The organism is Paenibacillus harenae (genome assembly GCF_030812415.1).
In the GTDB taxonomy this organism is placed as follows: domain Bacteria; phylum Bacillota; class Bacilli; order Paenibacillales; family Paenibacillaceae; genus Pristimantibacillus; species Pristimantibacillus harenae_A.
In genome coordinates this window covers 580,337-597,367 of record NZ_JAUSST010000001.1, presented here as the reverse complement: position 1 = coordinate 597,367, position 17,031 = coordinate 580,337, and the positions used below count along the sequence as shown (strand labels likewise).

General features: G+C 51.7%; 17 protein-coding genes. 11 read left to right on the top strand and 6 right to left on the bottom strand.

Going from position 1 to position 17,031, the window contains the following annotated elements:
- Positions 1-312: 312 nt before the first annotated feature.
- From J2T14_RS02865 to J2T14_RS02855, 3 genes are read left to right on the top strand one after another with little or no spacing between them, the layout of a single operon-like run.
- Positions 313-1,683 (top strand): ammonium transporter, encoded by a 1,371-nt coding sequence (locus J2T14_RS02865; protein WP_307467515.1) that lies wholly within the window; start codon positions 313-315, stop codon positions 1,681-1,683.
- A gap of 48 nt (positions 1,684-1,731) precedes the next feature.
- On the top strand, positions 1,732-2,799 hold the full coding sequence (locus J2T14_RS02860) for a DUF294 nucleotidyltransferase-like domain-containing protein (RefSeq protein ID WP_307467513.1): 1,068 nt from the start codon (positions 1,732-1,734) through the stop codon (positions 2,797-2,799).
- A gap of 15 nt (positions 2,800-2,814) precedes the next feature.
- Complete coding sequence (locus J2T14_RS02855; protein WP_307467511.1) at positions 2,815-3,549, top strand: 3'-5' exonuclease; 735 nt, start codon at positions 2,815-2,817, stop codon at positions 3,547-3,549.
- Here J2T14_RS02855 and J2T14_RS02850 read toward each other — a convergent pair.
- Positions 3,535-4,002 (bottom strand): M67 family metallopeptidase, encoded by a 468-nt coding sequence (locus J2T14_RS02850; RefSeq protein ID WP_307467510.1) that lies wholly within the window; start codon positions 4,000-4,002, stop codon positions 3,535-3,537. The two genes, J2T14_RS02855 and J2T14_RS02850, sit on opposite strands and share 15 nt — an antisense overlap.
- Positions 4,003-4,071: 69 nt before the next feature.
- Complete coding sequence (locus J2T14_RS02845; protein WP_307467508.1) at positions 4,072-5,283, bottom strand: MFS transporter; 1,212 nt, start codon at positions 5,281-5,283, stop codon at positions 4,072-4,074.
- Positions 5,284-5,421: 138 nt separating this feature from the next.
- On the opposite strand from J2T14_RS02845, the gene J2T14_RS02840 reads away from it, so the two are divergent.
- Positions 5,422-5,955 carry a TlpA family protein disulfide reductase gene (locus tag J2T14_RS02840; protein ID WP_307201984.1) on the top strand — a complete coding sequence of 178 codons (534 nt, stop codon included), beginning with the start codon at positions 5,422-5,424 and terminating at the stop codon, positions 5,953-5,955.
- Between the two features lie 71 nt (positions 5,956-6,026).
- On the opposite strand, the gene cimA is transcribed toward J2T14_RS02840, so the two are convergent.
- Positions 6,027-7,643, bottom strand: a complete 1,617-nt coding sequence (gene cimA, locus J2T14_RS02835) for a citramalate synthase (RefSeq protein WP_307467505.1) — start codon at positions 7,641-7,643, stop codon at positions 6,027-6,029.
- Positions 7,644-7,885: 242 nt separating this feature from the next.
- Here cimA and J2T14_RS02830 point away from each other — a divergent pair, with 242 nt between their 5' ends.
- The 3 genes from J2T14_RS02830 (at position 7,886) to J2T14_RS02820 (ending at position 11,097) form a co-directional block, all read left to right on the top strand.
- Positions 7,886-9,178: a DNA polymerase IV gene (locus tag J2T14_RS02830; protein ID WP_373458093.1), complete on the top strand. Its 1,293-nt coding sequence runs from the start codon at positions 7,886-7,888 to the stop codon at positions 9,176-9,178.
- A 58-nt stretch (positions 9,179-9,236) separates the two neighbouring features.
- A complete protein-coding gene (locus J2T14_RS02825) occupies positions 9,237-9,473 on the top strand; it encodes a ferredoxin (RefSeq protein WP_307201979.1) in 237 nt (78 codons plus the stop codon).
- Positions 9,474-9,636: 163 nt separating this feature from the next.
- Positions 9,637-11,097: a L,D-transpeptidase gene (locus J2T14_RS02820; protein ID WP_307467502.1), complete on the top strand. Its 1,461-nt coding sequence runs from the start codon at positions 9,637-9,639 to the stop codon at positions 11,095-11,097.
- Between the two features lie 16 nt (positions 11,098-11,113).
- On the opposite strand, the gene J2T14_RS02815 is transcribed toward J2T14_RS02820, so the two are convergent.
- Positions 11,114-11,251, bottom strand: a complete 138-nt coding sequence (locus tag J2T14_RS02815) for a hypothetical protein (protein WP_307467500.1) — start codon at positions 11,249-11,251, stop codon at positions 11,114-11,116.
- 169 nt (positions 11,252-11,420) lie between these two features.
- Here J2T14_RS02815 and J2T14_RS02810 point away from each other — a divergent pair, with 169 nt between their 5' ends.
- A complete protein-coding gene (locus J2T14_RS02810) occupies positions 11,421-12,518 on the top strand; it encodes a quinone-dependent dihydroorotate dehydrogenase (RefSeq protein ID WP_307467496.1) in 1,098 nt (365 codons plus the stop codon).
- Between the two features lie 17 nt (positions 12,519-12,535).
- Positions 12,536-13,339, top strand: a complete 804-nt coding sequence (locus J2T14_RS02805) for a GTP pyrophosphokinase (RefSeq protein WP_307201973.1) — start codon at positions 12,536-12,538, stop codon at positions 13,337-13,339.
- 61 nt (positions 13,340-13,400) lie between these two features.
- Here J2T14_RS02805 and J2T14_RS02800 read toward each other — a convergent pair whose 3' ends face one another.
- Both J2T14_RS02800 and J2T14_RS02795 read right to left on the bottom strand, forming a co-directional pair.
- Entirely contained in the window at positions 13,401-13,940 is a 540-nt protein-coding gene (locus tag J2T14_RS02800) for a PCYCGC motif-containing (lipo)protein (RefSeq protein WP_307467494.1), read from the bottom strand.
- The gene (locus J2T14_RS02795) at positions 13,937-14,455 is read right to left on the bottom strand and encodes a thioredoxin family protein (protein ID WP_307467491.1); all 519 of its coding nucleotides are present in this window, start codon (positions 14,453-14,455) and stop codon (positions 13,937-13,939) included. The genes J2T14_RS02800 and J2T14_RS02795 overlap by 4 nt, the downstream gene beginning before the upstream one ends.
- 145 nt (positions 14,456-14,600) lie before the next feature.
- Between J2T14_RS02795 and J2T14_RS02790 the strand changes: the two genes are divergently transcribed.
- Positions 14,601-16,193 carry an RsmB/NOP family class I SAM-dependent RNA methyltransferase gene (locus J2T14_RS02790; protein ID WP_307467489.1) on the top strand — a complete coding sequence of 531 codons (1,593 nt, stop codon included), beginning with the start codon at positions 14,601-14,603 and terminating at the stop codon, positions 16,191-16,193.
- A gap of 1 nt (position 16,194) precedes the next feature.
- Positions 16,195-16,941, top strand: a complete 747-nt coding sequence (locus tag J2T14_RS02785) for a pseudouridine synthase (RefSeq protein ID WP_307467486.1) — start codon at positions 16,195-16,197, stop codon at positions 16,939-16,941.
- The last annotated feature ends 90 nt before the right edge of the window (positions 16,942-17,031 follow it).

Here is a 17,031-nt window from a genome sequence, read left to right as displayed (position 1 = left end):
TAAATATGATAATAGTAAGTATCCGCGCAGTCAAACCTGCCATGCGACTATACTACTAGATGGATGATACTGTCGTTTTTGAGTTCTCTATTCTATTAATCAAGGCTAAACGCGAAGAATGAGATGCCTTCATAATCCTTTTTGGTGAGGAATGGTAAAAAAGCTTAACGTTCGTGTTAGATTTTGTGCCGAACGTTAGATTTTTTTCGAAAAACGGAATAATGCGTATTGTCAAATTGAGTACTTCTGACTATAATGACATTAAGTCTTTCCTCATGCGTCAGGAAACATAACATTAAAGGAGTGGTCGAATTGATTAAGAAAACGGTCTTGGCTTTTGGTGCATTAACGCTTTTATTCCCGGCAATGGCTTTTGCGGAAGACCCTTCCGGAGCAACGCTCAACATGGGGTTGAATGCACTTTGGGTTATGCTATCATTCATCCTTGTATTACTTATGCAAGGCGGATTCATTCTTCTTGAAACAGGCTCGACTCGTATGAAGAACGCAGGCCACGTTGCCGGCAAGACGATCTTTACAACCGGCCTGGCAGCTATTATTTATTGGGCATTCGGTTACGGCTTTGCTTTCGGCGGAGCCAACGCAGACAACGGCATGAACGCATTGTTCGGCTGGGGAGACTTCTTCTTCGATCCGGCGAAGGCAAGCGTAGAAAACGGCCTGCCTAGCACGATCTTCTTCCTGTTCCAACTCGCATTCGCGGCGGTATCGCTTTCGATCGCTTGGGGCGGCTTCGCGGAACGCGCTAAACTTGCATCATATGTTGTATTTACCGTATTTTTCATTGCTATTATTTACCCAACGGTTGCTCACTGGATCTGGGGCGGCGGCTGGCTGTTCGATGATGGAGCGCAAGATTTCGCGGGCTCGACTGTCGTTCACTTAACGGGTGCTCTTGCGGCGTTCGCGGCAACCGTACTACTTAAGCCTCGTATCGGCAAGTTCAACAAAGACGGCTCGGCGAACGAGATTTTGGGACATAACCAAGTATTCACTGCCCTTTCCGTATTGCTTCTATGGGTTGGCTGGTTCGGTTTCAACGCGGGATCGACCGTATCGGTCGGCGACGGCTTCTTCGGTTTCGTTGCTTTCAACACGATGCTCGGCGCCGGCGCCGGCGGCGTAGCTGCGCTTCTTATCTCATGGGCAGTAACAGGCAAAGCTGATATCACGACGATGCTAAACGGTACGCTTGCAGGTCTCGTAGCCATTACAGCATCTTGCGCATTCGTAGATCCTTGGGCGGCAGTTGTTATCGGTTTGGTAGCAGGCGTTCTCGTATTCTACAGCGTGAAGTTTTTCGAGAAAATCAAAGTCGACGATCCAATCTACGCTTTGTCCGTTCACGGCGCAGCAGGTATCTGGGGTACGCTTGCCAACGGTATCTTCGCAACGGAAGAACTAGCAACTAGACTTAACACGGGTAGAGGCGGACTTATCGACACGGGCAGTTGGCATCAATTATGGATTCAATTCGAATCCGTTGTCGTAGTTGGCGCATTCGTACTTGCCGCTTCGTTCCTTGTTCTTGGCGTGATGAAACTTATCATGGGCTTCCGCGTAACGGAAGAACAAGAAATTATCGGTCTTGACCTTAGCGAGCACGGCGCTTATGGTTACCCGGAACAAATGAAAAAATCGGATAAACATATTCAAGGGTAATCCATCCATTAACTATCATGAAGGACTGACCGAAGGGAGAGGCATCAGATGGGTGATCCGGTGTGGACCCAGCTGCTTGCACGGATCGGCTCGGCCGATCAAGTGGAGGAGCTGCGAAGCTTGCGGGATCAGGTACATGAGCAGATGGAGGCTCTTCTCCCAACGCGTCCGGTCGAACAATTTAATGATTATCTGAACGAGATGCACGACGCGGTTATTAGCCGGGCCGTTGCACTCGCAGAGACGCAGATGGCACGGATGGGGATGGGTTCTCCCCCCGTGCCTTATGCGTATCTGTTGTTCGGCAGCGGCGGTCGGAAAGAGCAAACATTGTCCAGCGATCAAGACAGCGGCGTTGTCTACGAAGATCCAGTGTCTGATTCGGCGGAAGTAAAGCAATATTTTAAGCAATTAACGGACATTATTGTCGGAAATCTCCAGACAAGCGGTTATCCGCCTTGCGAGGGGAACGTGCTTAGCAACAATTCGGAATGGTGTCTCTCGTTATCCGAATGGCGGGCGAAGCTGGGCCATTGGTTTGAGGAACCGGCTTGGGAATCGGTTCGTTATTTGCTTATCGTAGCAGACGGGCGCGGCGTTTATGGAAATCAAGATTTGGTAGACGCGTTTAAAGATTGTTTTTTTACCGATATGCTTAATCATCCGATTATCGTAAGGCGAATGCTTGAGAATACGATGAGGCATAAAGTGCTTCTCGGCGTTTTCGGCCATTTGCTGAAGGAGCGGTACGGAGCGGATGCCGGCAGCTTGGACATTAAGTATGGCGCCTATATTCCAATGGTCAATTCGATCCGGCTGATGTCGATTCATAAGGGAATTAGGGAGACGGCCACGTTAGAGCGCATTAAGAGGCTCGTGCAGACTGGTGTACTGCCGGAAGCCGATGCGCGACAATATGAACAAGCCTTTCGTATCTTCTTGCGGCTGCGGCTCATGACGACCGAACGGATGGAAAACGGCTTCTATGCCAACAATGGCAAGATTTCGAGCAGTAAGCTGACGAAGGAAATGGCGGATGAGCTGAAGAGCAGCCTGCGTATCGGCAAGAGGCTGCAGCGCCTGGTCATGAAGAAGACAATGGGTAGGCTAATGTAAGGCGGTGGAGTTATAATGAAGGAACAAAAAGGCGTCGGTCGCATGTGGAACCTATACAAAATGGGAGGATTTACGCCTGCCATCGCTTCTATGTTAGGCTCTCAAAATGCACAGCAAATGGCGTTTATTAGATCGGTCAATAAGGAGCAGCGCAAGCAATCGATGCTGGATATGCCTCTTAAGGAGCTGGAGGTCGTTATCTTCGATTTGGAGACGACGGGCTTCTATCCGAATAATGGCGATGAGATCATTTCATTCGGAGCGGTGCTTATGCAAGGTGTCGAGGTGCATGAGACGAATACGTTCTACAGCCTCGTTAATCCGAAGCGAAAGATACCGAAGTCGATTGTGGAGCTGACCGGCATAACGAATGAGATGGCGCAGGATGCGCCTGATCTGATGCAAGTGCTTCATGACTTTATGGAGTTCGTGGGCAAGCGCCTGCTTGTCGCGCATGCCGCAGGACATGACAAACAGTTCTTGAATGCGGCGTTATGGCGTACGTCGAAGGTGAATCTGAATCATCGCGTGCTGGATACGATGATGGTCGCCAAGTGGCTCGAGCCGAAGCGTGACAGCTACGCGCTCGATGATCTGCTCGATAGCTGCGGCATCGACATTGTCGACCGTCACCACGCGCTTCAGGATTCGCTGATGACAGCGAAGCTATGGCAAAATTATTTGACCCGTATATTAGAGCGGAACATTACGACGCTCGGAGATTTGTATGCGTATTTAAGCAAACACTAGCTCGAGCGGCTCGAAGCCCCCATGAATGCGGCGATAAGGCTGAATGCGCGGTGAGCTGCGATCTGCAAGCGATACGATCCAATAGGAGATAGACGAGGCAGGCCAGAAGCCAGCTTGATCCAAGCTGGACGGTATAGCCTCGGTAGAGGGATGGGAGTGGAATAAGCCGACAAGCGATTGTCGGTTTGTTTGCATTTCGTAATAAGCGGATGTCCATTGCTCCGGATCGAATTTGAATGCCGTACGAGGGCTGGAGTGAATGTTGCGTATTGGGATAATCGTATCGATTGGACTTGCGGCTGATAGATCGTCGCCAGGCGCTGAAGTTCGGCTTGCAACGATGCCGCAAGCTTCCTCCGGCAGACTGCCAAGACATATGCTCAGCAATTGATTATAGGCCTGCCTCGTGATGAGACCAACCTCATGAATTGGAATCCGGTTGAGCTGTTCCATTCCTTTTGCCTCCTTACGTATTGAAGTTATAGCCTTATTATAACCTTTAAAGGAGACAGCGGCTAATGATTAGCCGCTGTTCGTCGTTTGCGCCCCCGGGTGGATAAAGCGAAAGACGAGCCATAAAGAGGCGGCAGATAAGATAACGAGGATGATGAACAGCATCGTCACGGACTTGCCGGCGATAAAACTGAACAAGGGTGGTCCGGCAGCAACGCCGAGGAAGCGCAGACTGCTATAGAACGATGTGATGGTACCTCTAAAGGCTCTTTCGGCACAGCCGGTTATCATCGTATTCAAGCAAGGGAGCAGCAGGCCGGTTCCAATACTGCTTATCGTCACGAAGGAGATCAGAGCGATCAGGTTTGAATGCCATATTGCGGCTGCGGACAAGGATAAAACAATAACGGATAATCCAATTAGCATGAGTTTTCGCATCAGTTTCTTTTTATTCTTAATTAACCGCCCGGTCGTATAAGCCGTCAAGACGAGGCCTAACAGCGGGATGGCAAGCAATCCGCCTTTGGCGACGCCGTCAATCGAATAGGGAGGCTTCTCGAGCATGTCGGATAAGTAGAAGAGTACGCCGAATAGGATGAACAAGCCTAACGCGCCGGCAGCGTAGGCTGTCAGCAGCCATGTTAAGTTTTTGGCATAGATGGCCTTGATTTCAACAATATATTTCTTGAAAGGTAGAGGCTTCTCCTTCTGCTTCGGTTCCTTGATCAGAAAGATGACGGCAATCAACGATCCTGCGCAGAAAAAAGGAAAAGCGAAAAACGGTGCATACCAAGACCATAAACCCAGCAGCGAGCCAATAATTGGACTGATTACTTTGCCTGCTCCGTTCGATGCCTCGATAAGTCCGAGCGCTTCGCTCTCTTCGCCGTCCTTATACATATCTCCCACGAGCGCCATCGCGATCGGCGACGTACCGGCGGCTGCAAGCCCTTGTACGCTTCGCATGGCGATCAACAAGGGATATGAATTCCACACGGCTGCCATTCCAGCCATGATCCCTGCAGCGCCGTATAAGGCGAGTGCGGGGACGATGACGGCTTTGCGGCGCATTCGATCGGATAAATACCCGATGAAAGGTATGAACAATCCTGCGCTAACCGAGAATAACGTTATAACGAGGCTCGATTGCAACTCGGAGAGCTTCATATGCTTGGCCATATCCGGCAGCACGGGAACAAGCATGGAGTTGCCAAGCACAAGAACGAGCGGCACGGTAGCAAATGCGGAAAACTGGACCCACTTGGATTTGGATTGTGCCATAAAGGAGCCTCCTCTGTTTCTATTTCGTGACGTATTTATGGCTAATGTGCCCTTCGTCTTGAGCTTCCATTCGGCGCATGGTACGATGTAGGCAGTTCGAATAGTGGATTGAATTTAAGTGAAAGAAGGACGTGCATCATGAAACGCATGATTGCTTTGTTTACGATCGCTTTTGTTTTTGCGGGATTAGCGGTGTACCAATACATAAATAAAGGAAACGAATCGCTGGCGGCTTCGGCAGAAGGATTCAAGCCAAAGGCTGGGTTCGAGGCGGCAACGTTCGAGCTGCCGGCGCTGGATGAGCAATCCTACGCTGTCGGCGGGAAACGCGAGAAGCTAACCTTCGTTAACTTCTGGGCGTCTTGGTGCGGACCTTGCGAGCTGGAAGCGCCCGACTTGCAGAAACTGCATGAAAAATACGGAGATGCCATCATGTTATACGGCGTCAATGCGACGAAGTACGACAAAGAACGGGCTGCGCGGGAATTTGTCGCTGACCATGAGTTTACGTTCCCGATACTCATGGACAGAGAAGGGGATGTTACGAAGAAATATAAGGTGGATACGTTTCCTACGACATTCCTTATTGACAGCAACGGCGTGATACGCGAACGAATTAACGGCGTGATAACGTTCGAAGAGTGGGAGCGTTTGATTGAGAAGTGGATGTAATCGAAAATAGAAGAGGCACAGGATGCATCGACGAGATGCTCCCTGTGCCTCTTTTCGTTCTATTCTTTTTTCTAGTGGTTCACGAGACCGATTCGGTCGTTATGATCATTAGCTCGCGATTCAACCTTCACCATGCCTATCAGTGCGTAACGGATGCTGTCCACGAGCGCTTCCCAGCTCGCTTCGATGACATTGTTGGATACGCCGACTGTGCTCCACGTATTGTCGAGGCCGGTTGACTCGATGAGCACGCGTACTTTGGCTGCAGTCGCGTCCTTCTCGTCAATGACGCGCACCTTATAGTCGGAAAGATGAATGTGCTCGATCTTTGGATAAAATTGAACGAGCGCCTTGCGCAGCGCGTTATCGAGCGCATTGACCGGCCCGTTGCCTTCAGCAGCGGTATAGACTTGCTCGCCGTCAACGTTGATTTTCACGATCGCTTCCGACAGCATCTGGCCGTTCGTTTTCTCAACGAGCATTTTGAACGACTCTATCTTGAACAATTCCTTCGATTCGCCGCCGAATGCATCGCGAAGGAGAAGCTCAAGCGATGCGTCCGCGCCTTCGAATTGATAGCCTTGATGTTCCAATTCCTTAATCTGATCCATAATCTGCTTCGTCTTGTCGTTGTTGGCATTGACGTCCAGACCAAGCTCCTGCGCTTTCGATATGATGTTGCTTTGTCCGGCAAGCTCGGAGACGAGAATCCGCTGCTTGTTGCCTACAAGCTCCGGCTGGATATGCTCATAGGTTTTGGAATCCTTCATAATAGCCGATACGTGAATGCCGCCCTTGTGTGCGAATGCCGCATTGCCGACATAGGCTTGGCCGACCGGCATATGCACATTAGCGATCTCGGAGACATAGCGAGCCGTAGATGTGAGCGTGCGGAGCTTATCTTCCGGCAAGCAGTCGTATCCCAGCTTGAGCTGCAGATTCGGAATGATGGAGCATAGGTTAGCGTTGCCGCAACGCTCGCCATAGCCGTTAATGGTACCTTGCACTTGCCTTGCGCCCGCTTGTACGGCGGCCAACGTGTTCGCAACGGCCAGTTCGCAATCGTTATGGGTGTGAATTCCGATCTCGGCGCTTAGCTCTTCGCGTACGCGCGTGACGATCTCCGTAATCTCGCCCGGCAGCGTACCGCCGTTCGTGTCGCATAGAACGAGCCAATCGGCTCCTGCGTCCTGTGCTTTCTTCAGCGCTGCCAGCGCATATTCCGGATTGTTCTTGTAGCCGTCGAAGAAATGCTCCGCGTCGTACATCGCTTCTACCCCATTGCGTTTTAGGAAGGCAAAGGAGTCATAGATCATCGCCAGGTTCTCTTCCAGCGTCGTCTGAAGCGCAGTATGTACGTGGAAGTCCCATGCTTTGCCGACGAGCGTCGCTGCCGGTACGCCCGATTCTACGATCCGCAGCAGGCTGGCGTCTTGCTCCGCCAAGCTGTTCTTGCGGCGCGTACTGCCGAATGCCGTAATCTTGGCACTCAGATTCAATGACTTAACACGCTGAAAAAACTCGATATCCTTGCTGTTGCTTCCCGGATTGCCGCCTTCAATATAATGAACGCCCAAAGTGTCGAGCTTCTGGGCAATTTTCAATTTATCATCCGCCGACAGGCTGATCCCCTCGCCTTGCGTTCCGTCGCGCAGCGTCGTATCAAAGATTGAGATGATTGTTGTCATTATCGGGACGCCTCCTTCACTGATGGCCTTTTCAAATCATAATGTACTATTATAACACTTGTTTAGTTGAAAGTAGAGAGGAGGAATCGTTTTTTTCTAATCCGCCGCCAAATGGACGGCGTTAGCCGTTTCGCTTCGGTTGACTTGAGGATGGGCCAATCGTATGCTAAGGTTATTAGTGTTATATTGGGAACATATGTTTTGATATGAAGCTTCTTTTCAGCGGGAGGTGAATCCGTTTTATGCCAGTGTCAGATACGAGTGAGCATTATCCGCCCAAGGGACGCGTTATTATCCATTTGGATATGAATGCCTTCTATTGCTCTGTGCATGAAGCGGAGCAGCCTGAGAATTATAAAGATAAGCCGACCGCCGTTGCCGGAAGCGTCGAGCTTCGCAAAGGCATTGTCGTTACTTGCTCCTACGCGGCAAGGCGAATGGGGGTCAAGACGGGGATGACGGTCAGACAAGCGATGAAGCAATGTCCGTCGCTCATCCTTATCCAGCCGGATTTTGACCTGTACCGCAAGTATTCTAGAGGATTTATGGCCATCGCCAGGCAGTATACGCCGCTCGTGGAATCGGTGTCGATCGACGAATGTTATATGGACATTACAGGCTCGAAGCTGTTCGGCACGCCGCTGGAGATTGCAGAATCGCTGCAGAAGCGTATTCAGACGGAATGGTCGCTGCCATGCTCCATCGGCCTGGCCCCTAACAAGCTGCTCGCCAAGATGGCATCCGACATGAAGAAGCCGAATGGATTAACGGTTCTTCGCATACGTGACGTTCCGCGATTATTGTGGGATAAGCCATGCGACACCTTGTTCGGTATCGGCAGGAAGACGGCGGATAAGCTGATCAAGATGAACATTCGCACGATCGGACAGTTGGCTCAGACTGACGAGCAATTGTTGATTAAGCATTTCGGTGTCGTTGGCTCATGGATGAAGTCGGCGGCGCACGGGATGGATCAATCGGTTGTGAATGCGAATCGCGAGCTTAACAAATCGATCGGGCATACGACCACGCTGCCAAGCGACATCGTTGCCAAAGAAGACGCGCATAGAGTATTGCTCAACTTATCCGATCAGACATGCCGCCGCTTGCGCCGTCAGAAGCTGGTCGCTTTAACCGTTCAGATAACGGTCCGAAGGCAGGATATGACGACGATTAACCGGTCGCATACGTTAAGCGCTCCGACGGATACGACCGATATCGTGTATCGGGAAGCTTGCCGCTTATTCGATCAGCATTGGAAGCACGGCGAGCCGGTCAGGCTGCTGGGGGTAACGCTTCAGAACTTATCTCTGATCGATGAAACGGCGATGCAGCTTGATCTGTTCAGCTATGAGGAGCAGCCCAAAAAGGAAGCGTTGACGAAAGCCATGGATAAGCTGAGGGATAAATTCGGCGAAGACGCCGTATTGACGGCCGGCATGCTGGGCGACGATCCTTCAGCCTTAATTAGGAATAAACGAATTCGAGGGACATCCTTGCAAAAAGACGATGGTTTGTTATATATTGATGAGTGAGGGTTTACGGCAAGTATACTAGAGATTATACCGTACATTTATAGGAGGGAATTTTTCCATGGGTAAATTTACTTGGGTAGAGAAAGACACATGCATCGCTTGTGGAGCTTGTGGAGCGACTGCTCCTGACATTTACGATTACGACGATGAAGGCTTAGCTGAAGTTATTTATAAAGCAGACGGAAATAAAGGCAACACGGAAATTCCAGAAGATCTTTACGACGACCTTCAGGACGCTGCTGACGGCTGTCCGACGGATTCCATCAAGATTGCAGATGAGCCGTTTAACTACTAAAAACAATCACCTCATACGACAGACAGAAGTTCCCTAACGTTCTCAAGGACGGCAGGGAGCTTCTTTTTTTGCGAAAAGACAACGAGTTCTCCTCCAGATATTGTAATGATTGCAGCATTTGACCGATATAGGATATATACAGGCTAATGGAGGGGGATATGGGATGGAATCGCCGGAAGACATATTCTATTTGAAGCAATTCGTGAAGCAGCATCCTGATAACCAGATGGGCTGGTATTTGCTTGGCAAGCAATATTCCCTCGCGGGCAAGGAGGGCAAGGCAAACTACTGTTTCATTCAGGCAGGCGAAATATACGATGCATTCGAGCACGAGAGCCATCCGCTTGCCGAGCATCAGTTGCAAATATGGAAGGAATGGAGTCGGAAGCAGAAGAATAAAAGGTTCGCAAGACGTTCGGCGCTCGTAGCAATCGTTTTGCTGGGACTCGTCTTCAGCTTGCCGGGCGGCCGCGATATGAACCAAGAGGAGGCGGTCTCGCCGCCGATTGCAGGCACGAGGGAGACGGTATCTAAGGTAGGCGTGATTTTCATTCCGCAAAAGGAGCTTCGCCCGGTTGGTTATGCGTGGGACGGGCTTATTAGCGCCGGCCAATCGGCACCGCTGAAGGCGATCGCGGCAAAGCTGGAAGAGGACAAAGGCTGGCGCAATTGGACGGGAAGCGCACGCATTGTGATGGCGGTTGAAGCCAAGCAGCTTGAGTCTTCCGAGGAGGACCAGGCCGATGCCGAAGGAAGCAACGGTATTCGAACGGATGACGGCAACGAAATGGAAGTTACGATGTTCGACTCCGATACGTGCAACTGCATTCCTGCCGAATCATCCGGCATCTATAAGGAGTATCGAGATTGGCAAACGAAGCAAGAGCTTCACTGGACGGTTGGCAGCGCGGTTACACAATATAAAAAGCTGTACGGAAATTGGCCAAGCAAGCTGGACGATCTCGTTAGACCGTATCCGAACAATGTACTTGCGGGCATGAAGGACGGCATGCGGGAAGTGTTCCGCGAGGTGCTCGAGCGCTTGAAGGCGAGGGAGCGGGCCGATAAGAACGGCGAGAAGGGCACGAAAGCTTCAAGTGGACAGGACGGCAGCGGCAACGATAATGAGGCTGCGGCCGTTTCGGTCATCGGAACGAATGGCTATATGGAGCCGGATTGGAGCAAGCCGCTCGAGATCGTGGTCGATAAGGCCACGCATCGACTGGCTGTCGTTCAAGGGAATATCATCGTTCGCAGCTATAAGGTGGGCTTAGGCGCGGATCGTACGCCGGAGGGCAGCTTCTATATTAGCGAGAAGGTAAAAAATCCGAACGGGAGCGACAACGGAACGTTCGGCAGCAGAGGCATGACGTTATCGAATACGCTTTATGCCATCCATGGAACGGACGAACCTGAGAGCATCGGCAAGGACGAGTCGCTTGGCTGCATCCGAATGGGCAAGGCCGATGTAGAGGAGCTTTACGATCTTGTACCGCTCGGCACGCCGGTGATAGTGAAAAACGGGACGCTTCCATCCGATTCGAAGCCGGCAGCCGGAAGATTCAAGCTGGAGCCGAAGCAGGATGAAACCAATCCCGTCAAAGTGTATGAATGGTTGAACTAGGCTAGCATGTGCAATACTAGGATACGATAAGTAGAACGGCGACCGCGACGACGACTACAGCTGCAATGGAGCCGATCCAGATCAGCGCTTTCTTGTTTACTTCTTCCTTCGGCTTTGTTTTCATAACGGGCGGTTTTCTTTTGGCGGCGCTCATCGACAATCAACCTTTCTATTTCTTAATGAAAATAGCTGATCTCATTGTAATCGTTTTCTTCAAAAGCCGCAACCGTGCGAGCGTTTTCAAATGGCTGCAGCTCTTTTCTTTTTGTCTCAAAAAAGATAAACTGTTCCGTAGAACATACATCTTGGAACGGAGTGGTTAGTTGCTTTATTCTTCTATTCTAAAACCTGTTTTTTTCAAAATGGATCCAGAAAAGGCGCATCATCTCGTGATCGATGGTCTGGCTGCCGGCGGCCGCATCCCCGGCATGACCGGTATCATGCATGCGATGTACGGCGTCGCTCCTTCGTCCGAGCTTGCGATGGAACTGTTCGGCCTTGCGTTTCCGCATCCGGTCGGGCTTGCAGCAGGACTGGATAAGAACGGCAAGGCGGCTGACGGCTTCTCCAGCATCGGCTTCGGCTTCGCCGAGGTAGGAACGGTTACGCCGAAGGGACAAGCCGGCAACGAGCTGCCGAGACTGTTCCGCCTTCCTCCGGACGAAGCGCTCATTAACCGTATGGGCTTCAATAATGACGGTACGGAAGCGATGGCGGCGCGGCTCGCAAGGCGTAAGATCAGCCGAATCCCGATCGCGGTCAATATCGGCAAAAACAAAGCAACGCCCAACGAGCAGGCTCATGAGGATTACGAGGCTTGCATTCGTACGTTATATAGCTACGGCGATTTCTTCGTCGTTAATATTAGTTCCCCGAATACGCAAGGTCTTCGCGACCTGCAGCACGGCGACGAGCTGCGCAAGCTGCTTGGCGCGGTCATGGGAGAGATGAATCGCCAAGGGGCCAAGTCAGGTCAGAAGACGAAGCCGGTTCTCGTCAAGATTGCTCCCGATATGACCGGTGACGAGCTGGAGCATACGGTATCGACGATAATGGAGAGCGGCGTATCGGGCATTATCGCGACCAATACGACCTTATCGCGGGAAGGCCTTCGCCATCAGCATGCAAGCGAGTCGGGCGGTCTTAGCGGCAAGCCGCTGCGCGATCGTTCGACGGAGGTCATTCGCGCCGTTTACCGGCAGACGGGCGGGCAGCTGCCTATTATTGGCTCGGGCGGCATTTTTACGGCTCAAGATGCATACGATAAAATCCGCGCAGGAGCGTCGCTGGTTGAAATTTACACCGCGCTCATCTATAAAGGGCCAGGATTGCTTCGCGAATTAACGAACGGACTTAAGGAATGCTTGCGCAAGGACGGCTACCGGAATATTGCCGAAGCAATCGGCGCAGATCATCGTTAGGAACAGGAGGCGGCCGGATGGACGGTAGAGATTGGAGTCTTTTTTTACAGCCTTATGAACAAGCGGTTGAAGAACTGAAAGTAAAGTTTAAGACGATGCGGGTTGAACTGAAGATTAGAGAGGCGTACGCGCCAATAGAATTTGTCACCGGCCGGGTGAAGCGGATATCCAGCATCCTGGAGAAGGCGAAGCGGCTTGGCGTACCGCCGGATAAGCTGGATACGGGCATTGAGGACATTGCGGGAATTCGGATCATGTGCCAGTTCGTGGACGATATTCACCGCGTCGCCAGCCTGATTCGCAACCGTAAAGACTTAACGCTTGTTTACGAGAAAGATTATATAACGAACTTCAAGGATAGCGGTTATCGCAGCTACCATATAATTGTGGAGTATCCCGTTCAGACGGCGCTTGGCTATACGAAGGTGCTCGCCGAAATTCAGATCAGGACGCTGGCCATGAATTTCTGGGCGACGATCGAGCATTCGCTTAATTATAAATTCAAGGAAAGCTTGCCCGAGGATGTGCGCGGGCGGCTCAAGAAAGCGGCCGAGGCGGCCTTTCTTCTCGATACGGAGATGACGAGCATCCGGAAAGAAATTCTCGACGCCCAGACGGAATTCGAGGAGCAGTCGAATGTCGTGTCGAAGGTGCTGAAGGGCATCCAAGATTTATATTACTTCCACCGCGTGCGCGAGGCTGCGCAGTTCCAGATGAAGTTCAACGAGCTGTTCGAGAAGGAAGATTACCAAGGACTTAGCCAGCTGTCGTTCGACATTCAGGTCGCGATCGGCAAGGCGAAGAAGGGCGGCCAGTCTTAATAGCACGGCATAATGTGAAAACCTCCAGCGCATCATGCGGCTGGAGGTTTTTTCGTGGGTTCTAGCTGGCCTTGTTCGGCTTAAAAGCATCGTCGATAGCTTCGTGAATCTGCTCAGGCGTCTTGCCCTGCTTGGTCAAGTCGATAACCATCTCCATCTCCTTCTTGCAGATGCCGCAGCTTGTACTGTGATCGGTCCATGTCACGCCGTCCTCGCCGGCTGGATGCTCTGCCAAGTAGCAGCGGAGCAAGGAGTCATGCGGCGTCTCCACGGCCAGACCATCCATACAGCCGCAATAGCAGTTCATTTGCTCCATGATGTCCGCATGTTCATGAACGGCGCGGTAGAGATCGCTCGTATGCTCCGTATGGTTGGATAGGAAGTCGGGAAGAACGTCCTTGGAGGCGGTCGTCTGCCACGTTTCCGAACCGTGCATATGCTCTGCGCCTTTCTGCTTATCGTCATCGGACAAGCCGCATGCCGTCAGCAGAGTAATGAATGCGAAGGCGAGCAGCATCCCGTACATGATCCCGCGGGCGCTGCTTGCGCTTGGCTTGGGTGCATGCTCAGACGCTTCAAGCGGTTGCTCTTGCTCCATCATTGGGAGTCTTCTCCCGAATATTTATTGAAAAACTGTTTGAAATCATCAGGCGTATAGCCTTCGGTCGTTCCTTCAGCCGCTAGTCCGCCTTCCAAACGCTCGACCTCCATGCCGTCTTCGAAATAAGCGAGCGTTGGCGTATATTCAACCTTCAGGCTTTTGAAATAAGTCTCGAATTCGCGCAGGTTGAATTGGGGAAGATCGACGCCAAGCTCCTTGGCCAGCGGCATGAGCTCGGGTGTCGTTTGACGGCAGTAGTTGCAGTCGGATGCGAACAGATAAACGAAGAAATCCTCCTTGTCCGCGATCTTCTTGTCCAATTCGGCCGGCAATATGATATTCTGATAGTTAGGATCGTCAAGCAGCTCGCGCGTAGCCGGATTCAGCTTGGAGGCAGGCTTGCCGTACAAGGCGTTTGTCGTCTCGTTATTATTAAGATAGATGATAGCGCCGAACAAAACGACGATAATTCCGATGTACACATAAAACATTTTAAACTTTCTTTTCTTCTTCATGCAGTTACTCAGCCTCCGAATCAGTATTGAACGGACAAGCAGATCTTATAATGAATGTCTTGTCCACATATTATCTATTATATAACAAAGCCGATTGCGTTTGTATATATGACCCCAACCTAGACGATTAGCAGGAGGAGACCGAATGATCGGCCAATTGCCTACAAAATTCACGAAAAAGATGGAAAAACTGCTCGGCAGCGAATATGACAATTTTATGGCGTCCTACGCCGCGCCGCGCGTATACGGGCTCAGAATAAATGCATTAAAGCTGGCTATCGATCAATGGAAGGAGCTTTCTCCGATTGCAGCTCGTGTCAGGCCTATTCCTTGGGCGCAGGATGGGCTGTATTACGTCGAGGAAGACAGGCCGGGGAAGCATCCTCATTATTATGCGGGTCTTTACTATATTCAAGAGCCGAGCGCAATGGCGCCGGTAGAGCTGCTGGATGTGAAGCCGGGGCACAGAGTGCTTGACCTATGCGCGGCGCCGGGCGGGAAGTCCACTCAAATCGCCGCCAAGCTCGCAGGCAAGGGCGTTCTTGTCGCCAATGACAACGCGCAGGAGCGGACGAAAGCTCTGACCAAAAATATCGAACGGGCTGGCGTTCGCAACGCTGTTATTCTTAATGAAGAGCCGGCTGCGCTTGCTCCTGTATTCACGGAATGGTTCGATCGTATTCTGATCGACGCGCCATGCTCGGGTGAAGGAATGTTCCGTAAGGATGAATCGATGATCGCCGATTGGGAGAAGCATTCGGTTGAGCATTGCGCGGTCATGCAAAGGGATATATTGCGCCATGCTGCCCGTATGCTCGCTCCCGGCGGCATGCTCGTCTATTCGACGTGCACGTTTTCTCCCGAGGAGGACGAGTGGCAGATCGCCGCATTGCTGGCAGAACGCGACGACTTTGAAGTCGTGCCTATTCCGCAACGCTACGGCTGGGCGGAAGGCAGAGCCGACTTGGCTGCCGCCGCGCCGGAAGCCGCTGAGCTTGCGGAGGGGCGATTGAGCAGCATCGAGGGGACAGTGAGGCTATGGCCGCATCGGATCGAAGGAGAAGGCCACTACGCTGCTGTATTAAGGCGGCGGGAAGCGAAGATGCTAGAGCGGGAAAGCGCGCGCGATGATCGGCGTGAGGAGCAGGTGCTGGCGTCTGCGGAAGCGCCTGATCGGCAACAATCCCGGCGAAAAAAAGAGAAGCTGCTGAGAGCATCCGAAAAGCGGGGCGGCAAGGCTGCAAATGAGCGGGGAAGGTCCGTCGGCGTTAGAAAAGAAGTGGTTGCCGATCCGGATCCTATTGGGTTATGGAAGCAATTCTCGAGCCAGTTCGTTGAAGGTACGGAGGTATGGGAAGGACATCCAATCGCGTATGGTTCACGGATTTATTTGCAGCCAGCAGGCATGCCTTCGCTTAACGGGCTCAAAGTCGTCAGAGCGGGCTGGTACGTAGGAGAGGCCGACCGCGGCAAATTCGTCCCTTCGCAGCCACTGGCGATGGGCTTGTCGAAGGAAGAAGCAGTAAGATCGGTCAGCTTCCGATCGGATGACGCGCAGACGCTGCGGTATTTGCGCGGCGAGACGTTGTTTGCCGAGGACGATGAAATCGTTAGACAAGGGGATACGGCCGCAAAGGGGTATGTGCTCGTGTGCACGGACGGTTATCCGCTCGGCTGGGCGAAGTATGCGGGAGGCATGATTAAGAACGAGCTTCCGGCAGGATGGAGGTGGATATAGGATGGCAAAGCGTATAAGAATCGATAAGCTGCTGGCCCATATGGGTCTAGGAACGCGCAGCGAGATTAAGAAGTCGGTCAAGCAAGGGAAGGTAGCGGTTGACGGCAAAGCAGTCAAGGACAGCGGCCTTATCGTCGATCCGGATGTGCACGAGGTTACCTATGACGGCGAACGAGTCGCTTATAAGGAAGTCGTATATTTGATGCTGAATAAGCCTCCGGGCGTTATTTCCGCCACGGAGGATGGACGCGAGCGGACGGTCATCGATCTGCTTGCGCCGGAGGATCGCATCTTGGATCCATTCCCGGTCGGTAGGCTCGATAAGGATACGGTAGGCCTGCTGCTGCTTACGAATGACGGTCAGCTCGCGCATGAGCTGCTGTCGCCGCGCAAGCATGTGGACAAAACTTACTTAGCCCAAGTTCTAGGCGATGTCGGAGAGAAGGATCGGGAGCAATTCACAGCTGGAGTGACGTTGGATGACGGTTATGTAACGATGCCTTCGGAGCTCCGAATAGTTAGCAAGGATAAGCGAGGCGATGATATCGTCTCTACGATCTCGCTCACGATCAAGGAAGGCAAGTTCCATCAAGTGAAACGAATGTTCGAGTCGGTCGGCAAAAAAGTTATTTTCTTAAAAAGAATATCCATGGGCCCGCTTCAACTGGACGATAACCTGCCGGAAGGCTCTTATCGCGAACTGAGGGACGATGAAGTGGAGCTATTGCGTTCGGACAAACGAAGCTGATGACTTGAATAAGTAAGATAGAGATAGAGATAGAGATAGAGATAGAGATAGAGATAGCGACAAAGCGGGCATACCGCTACAACAGGATGG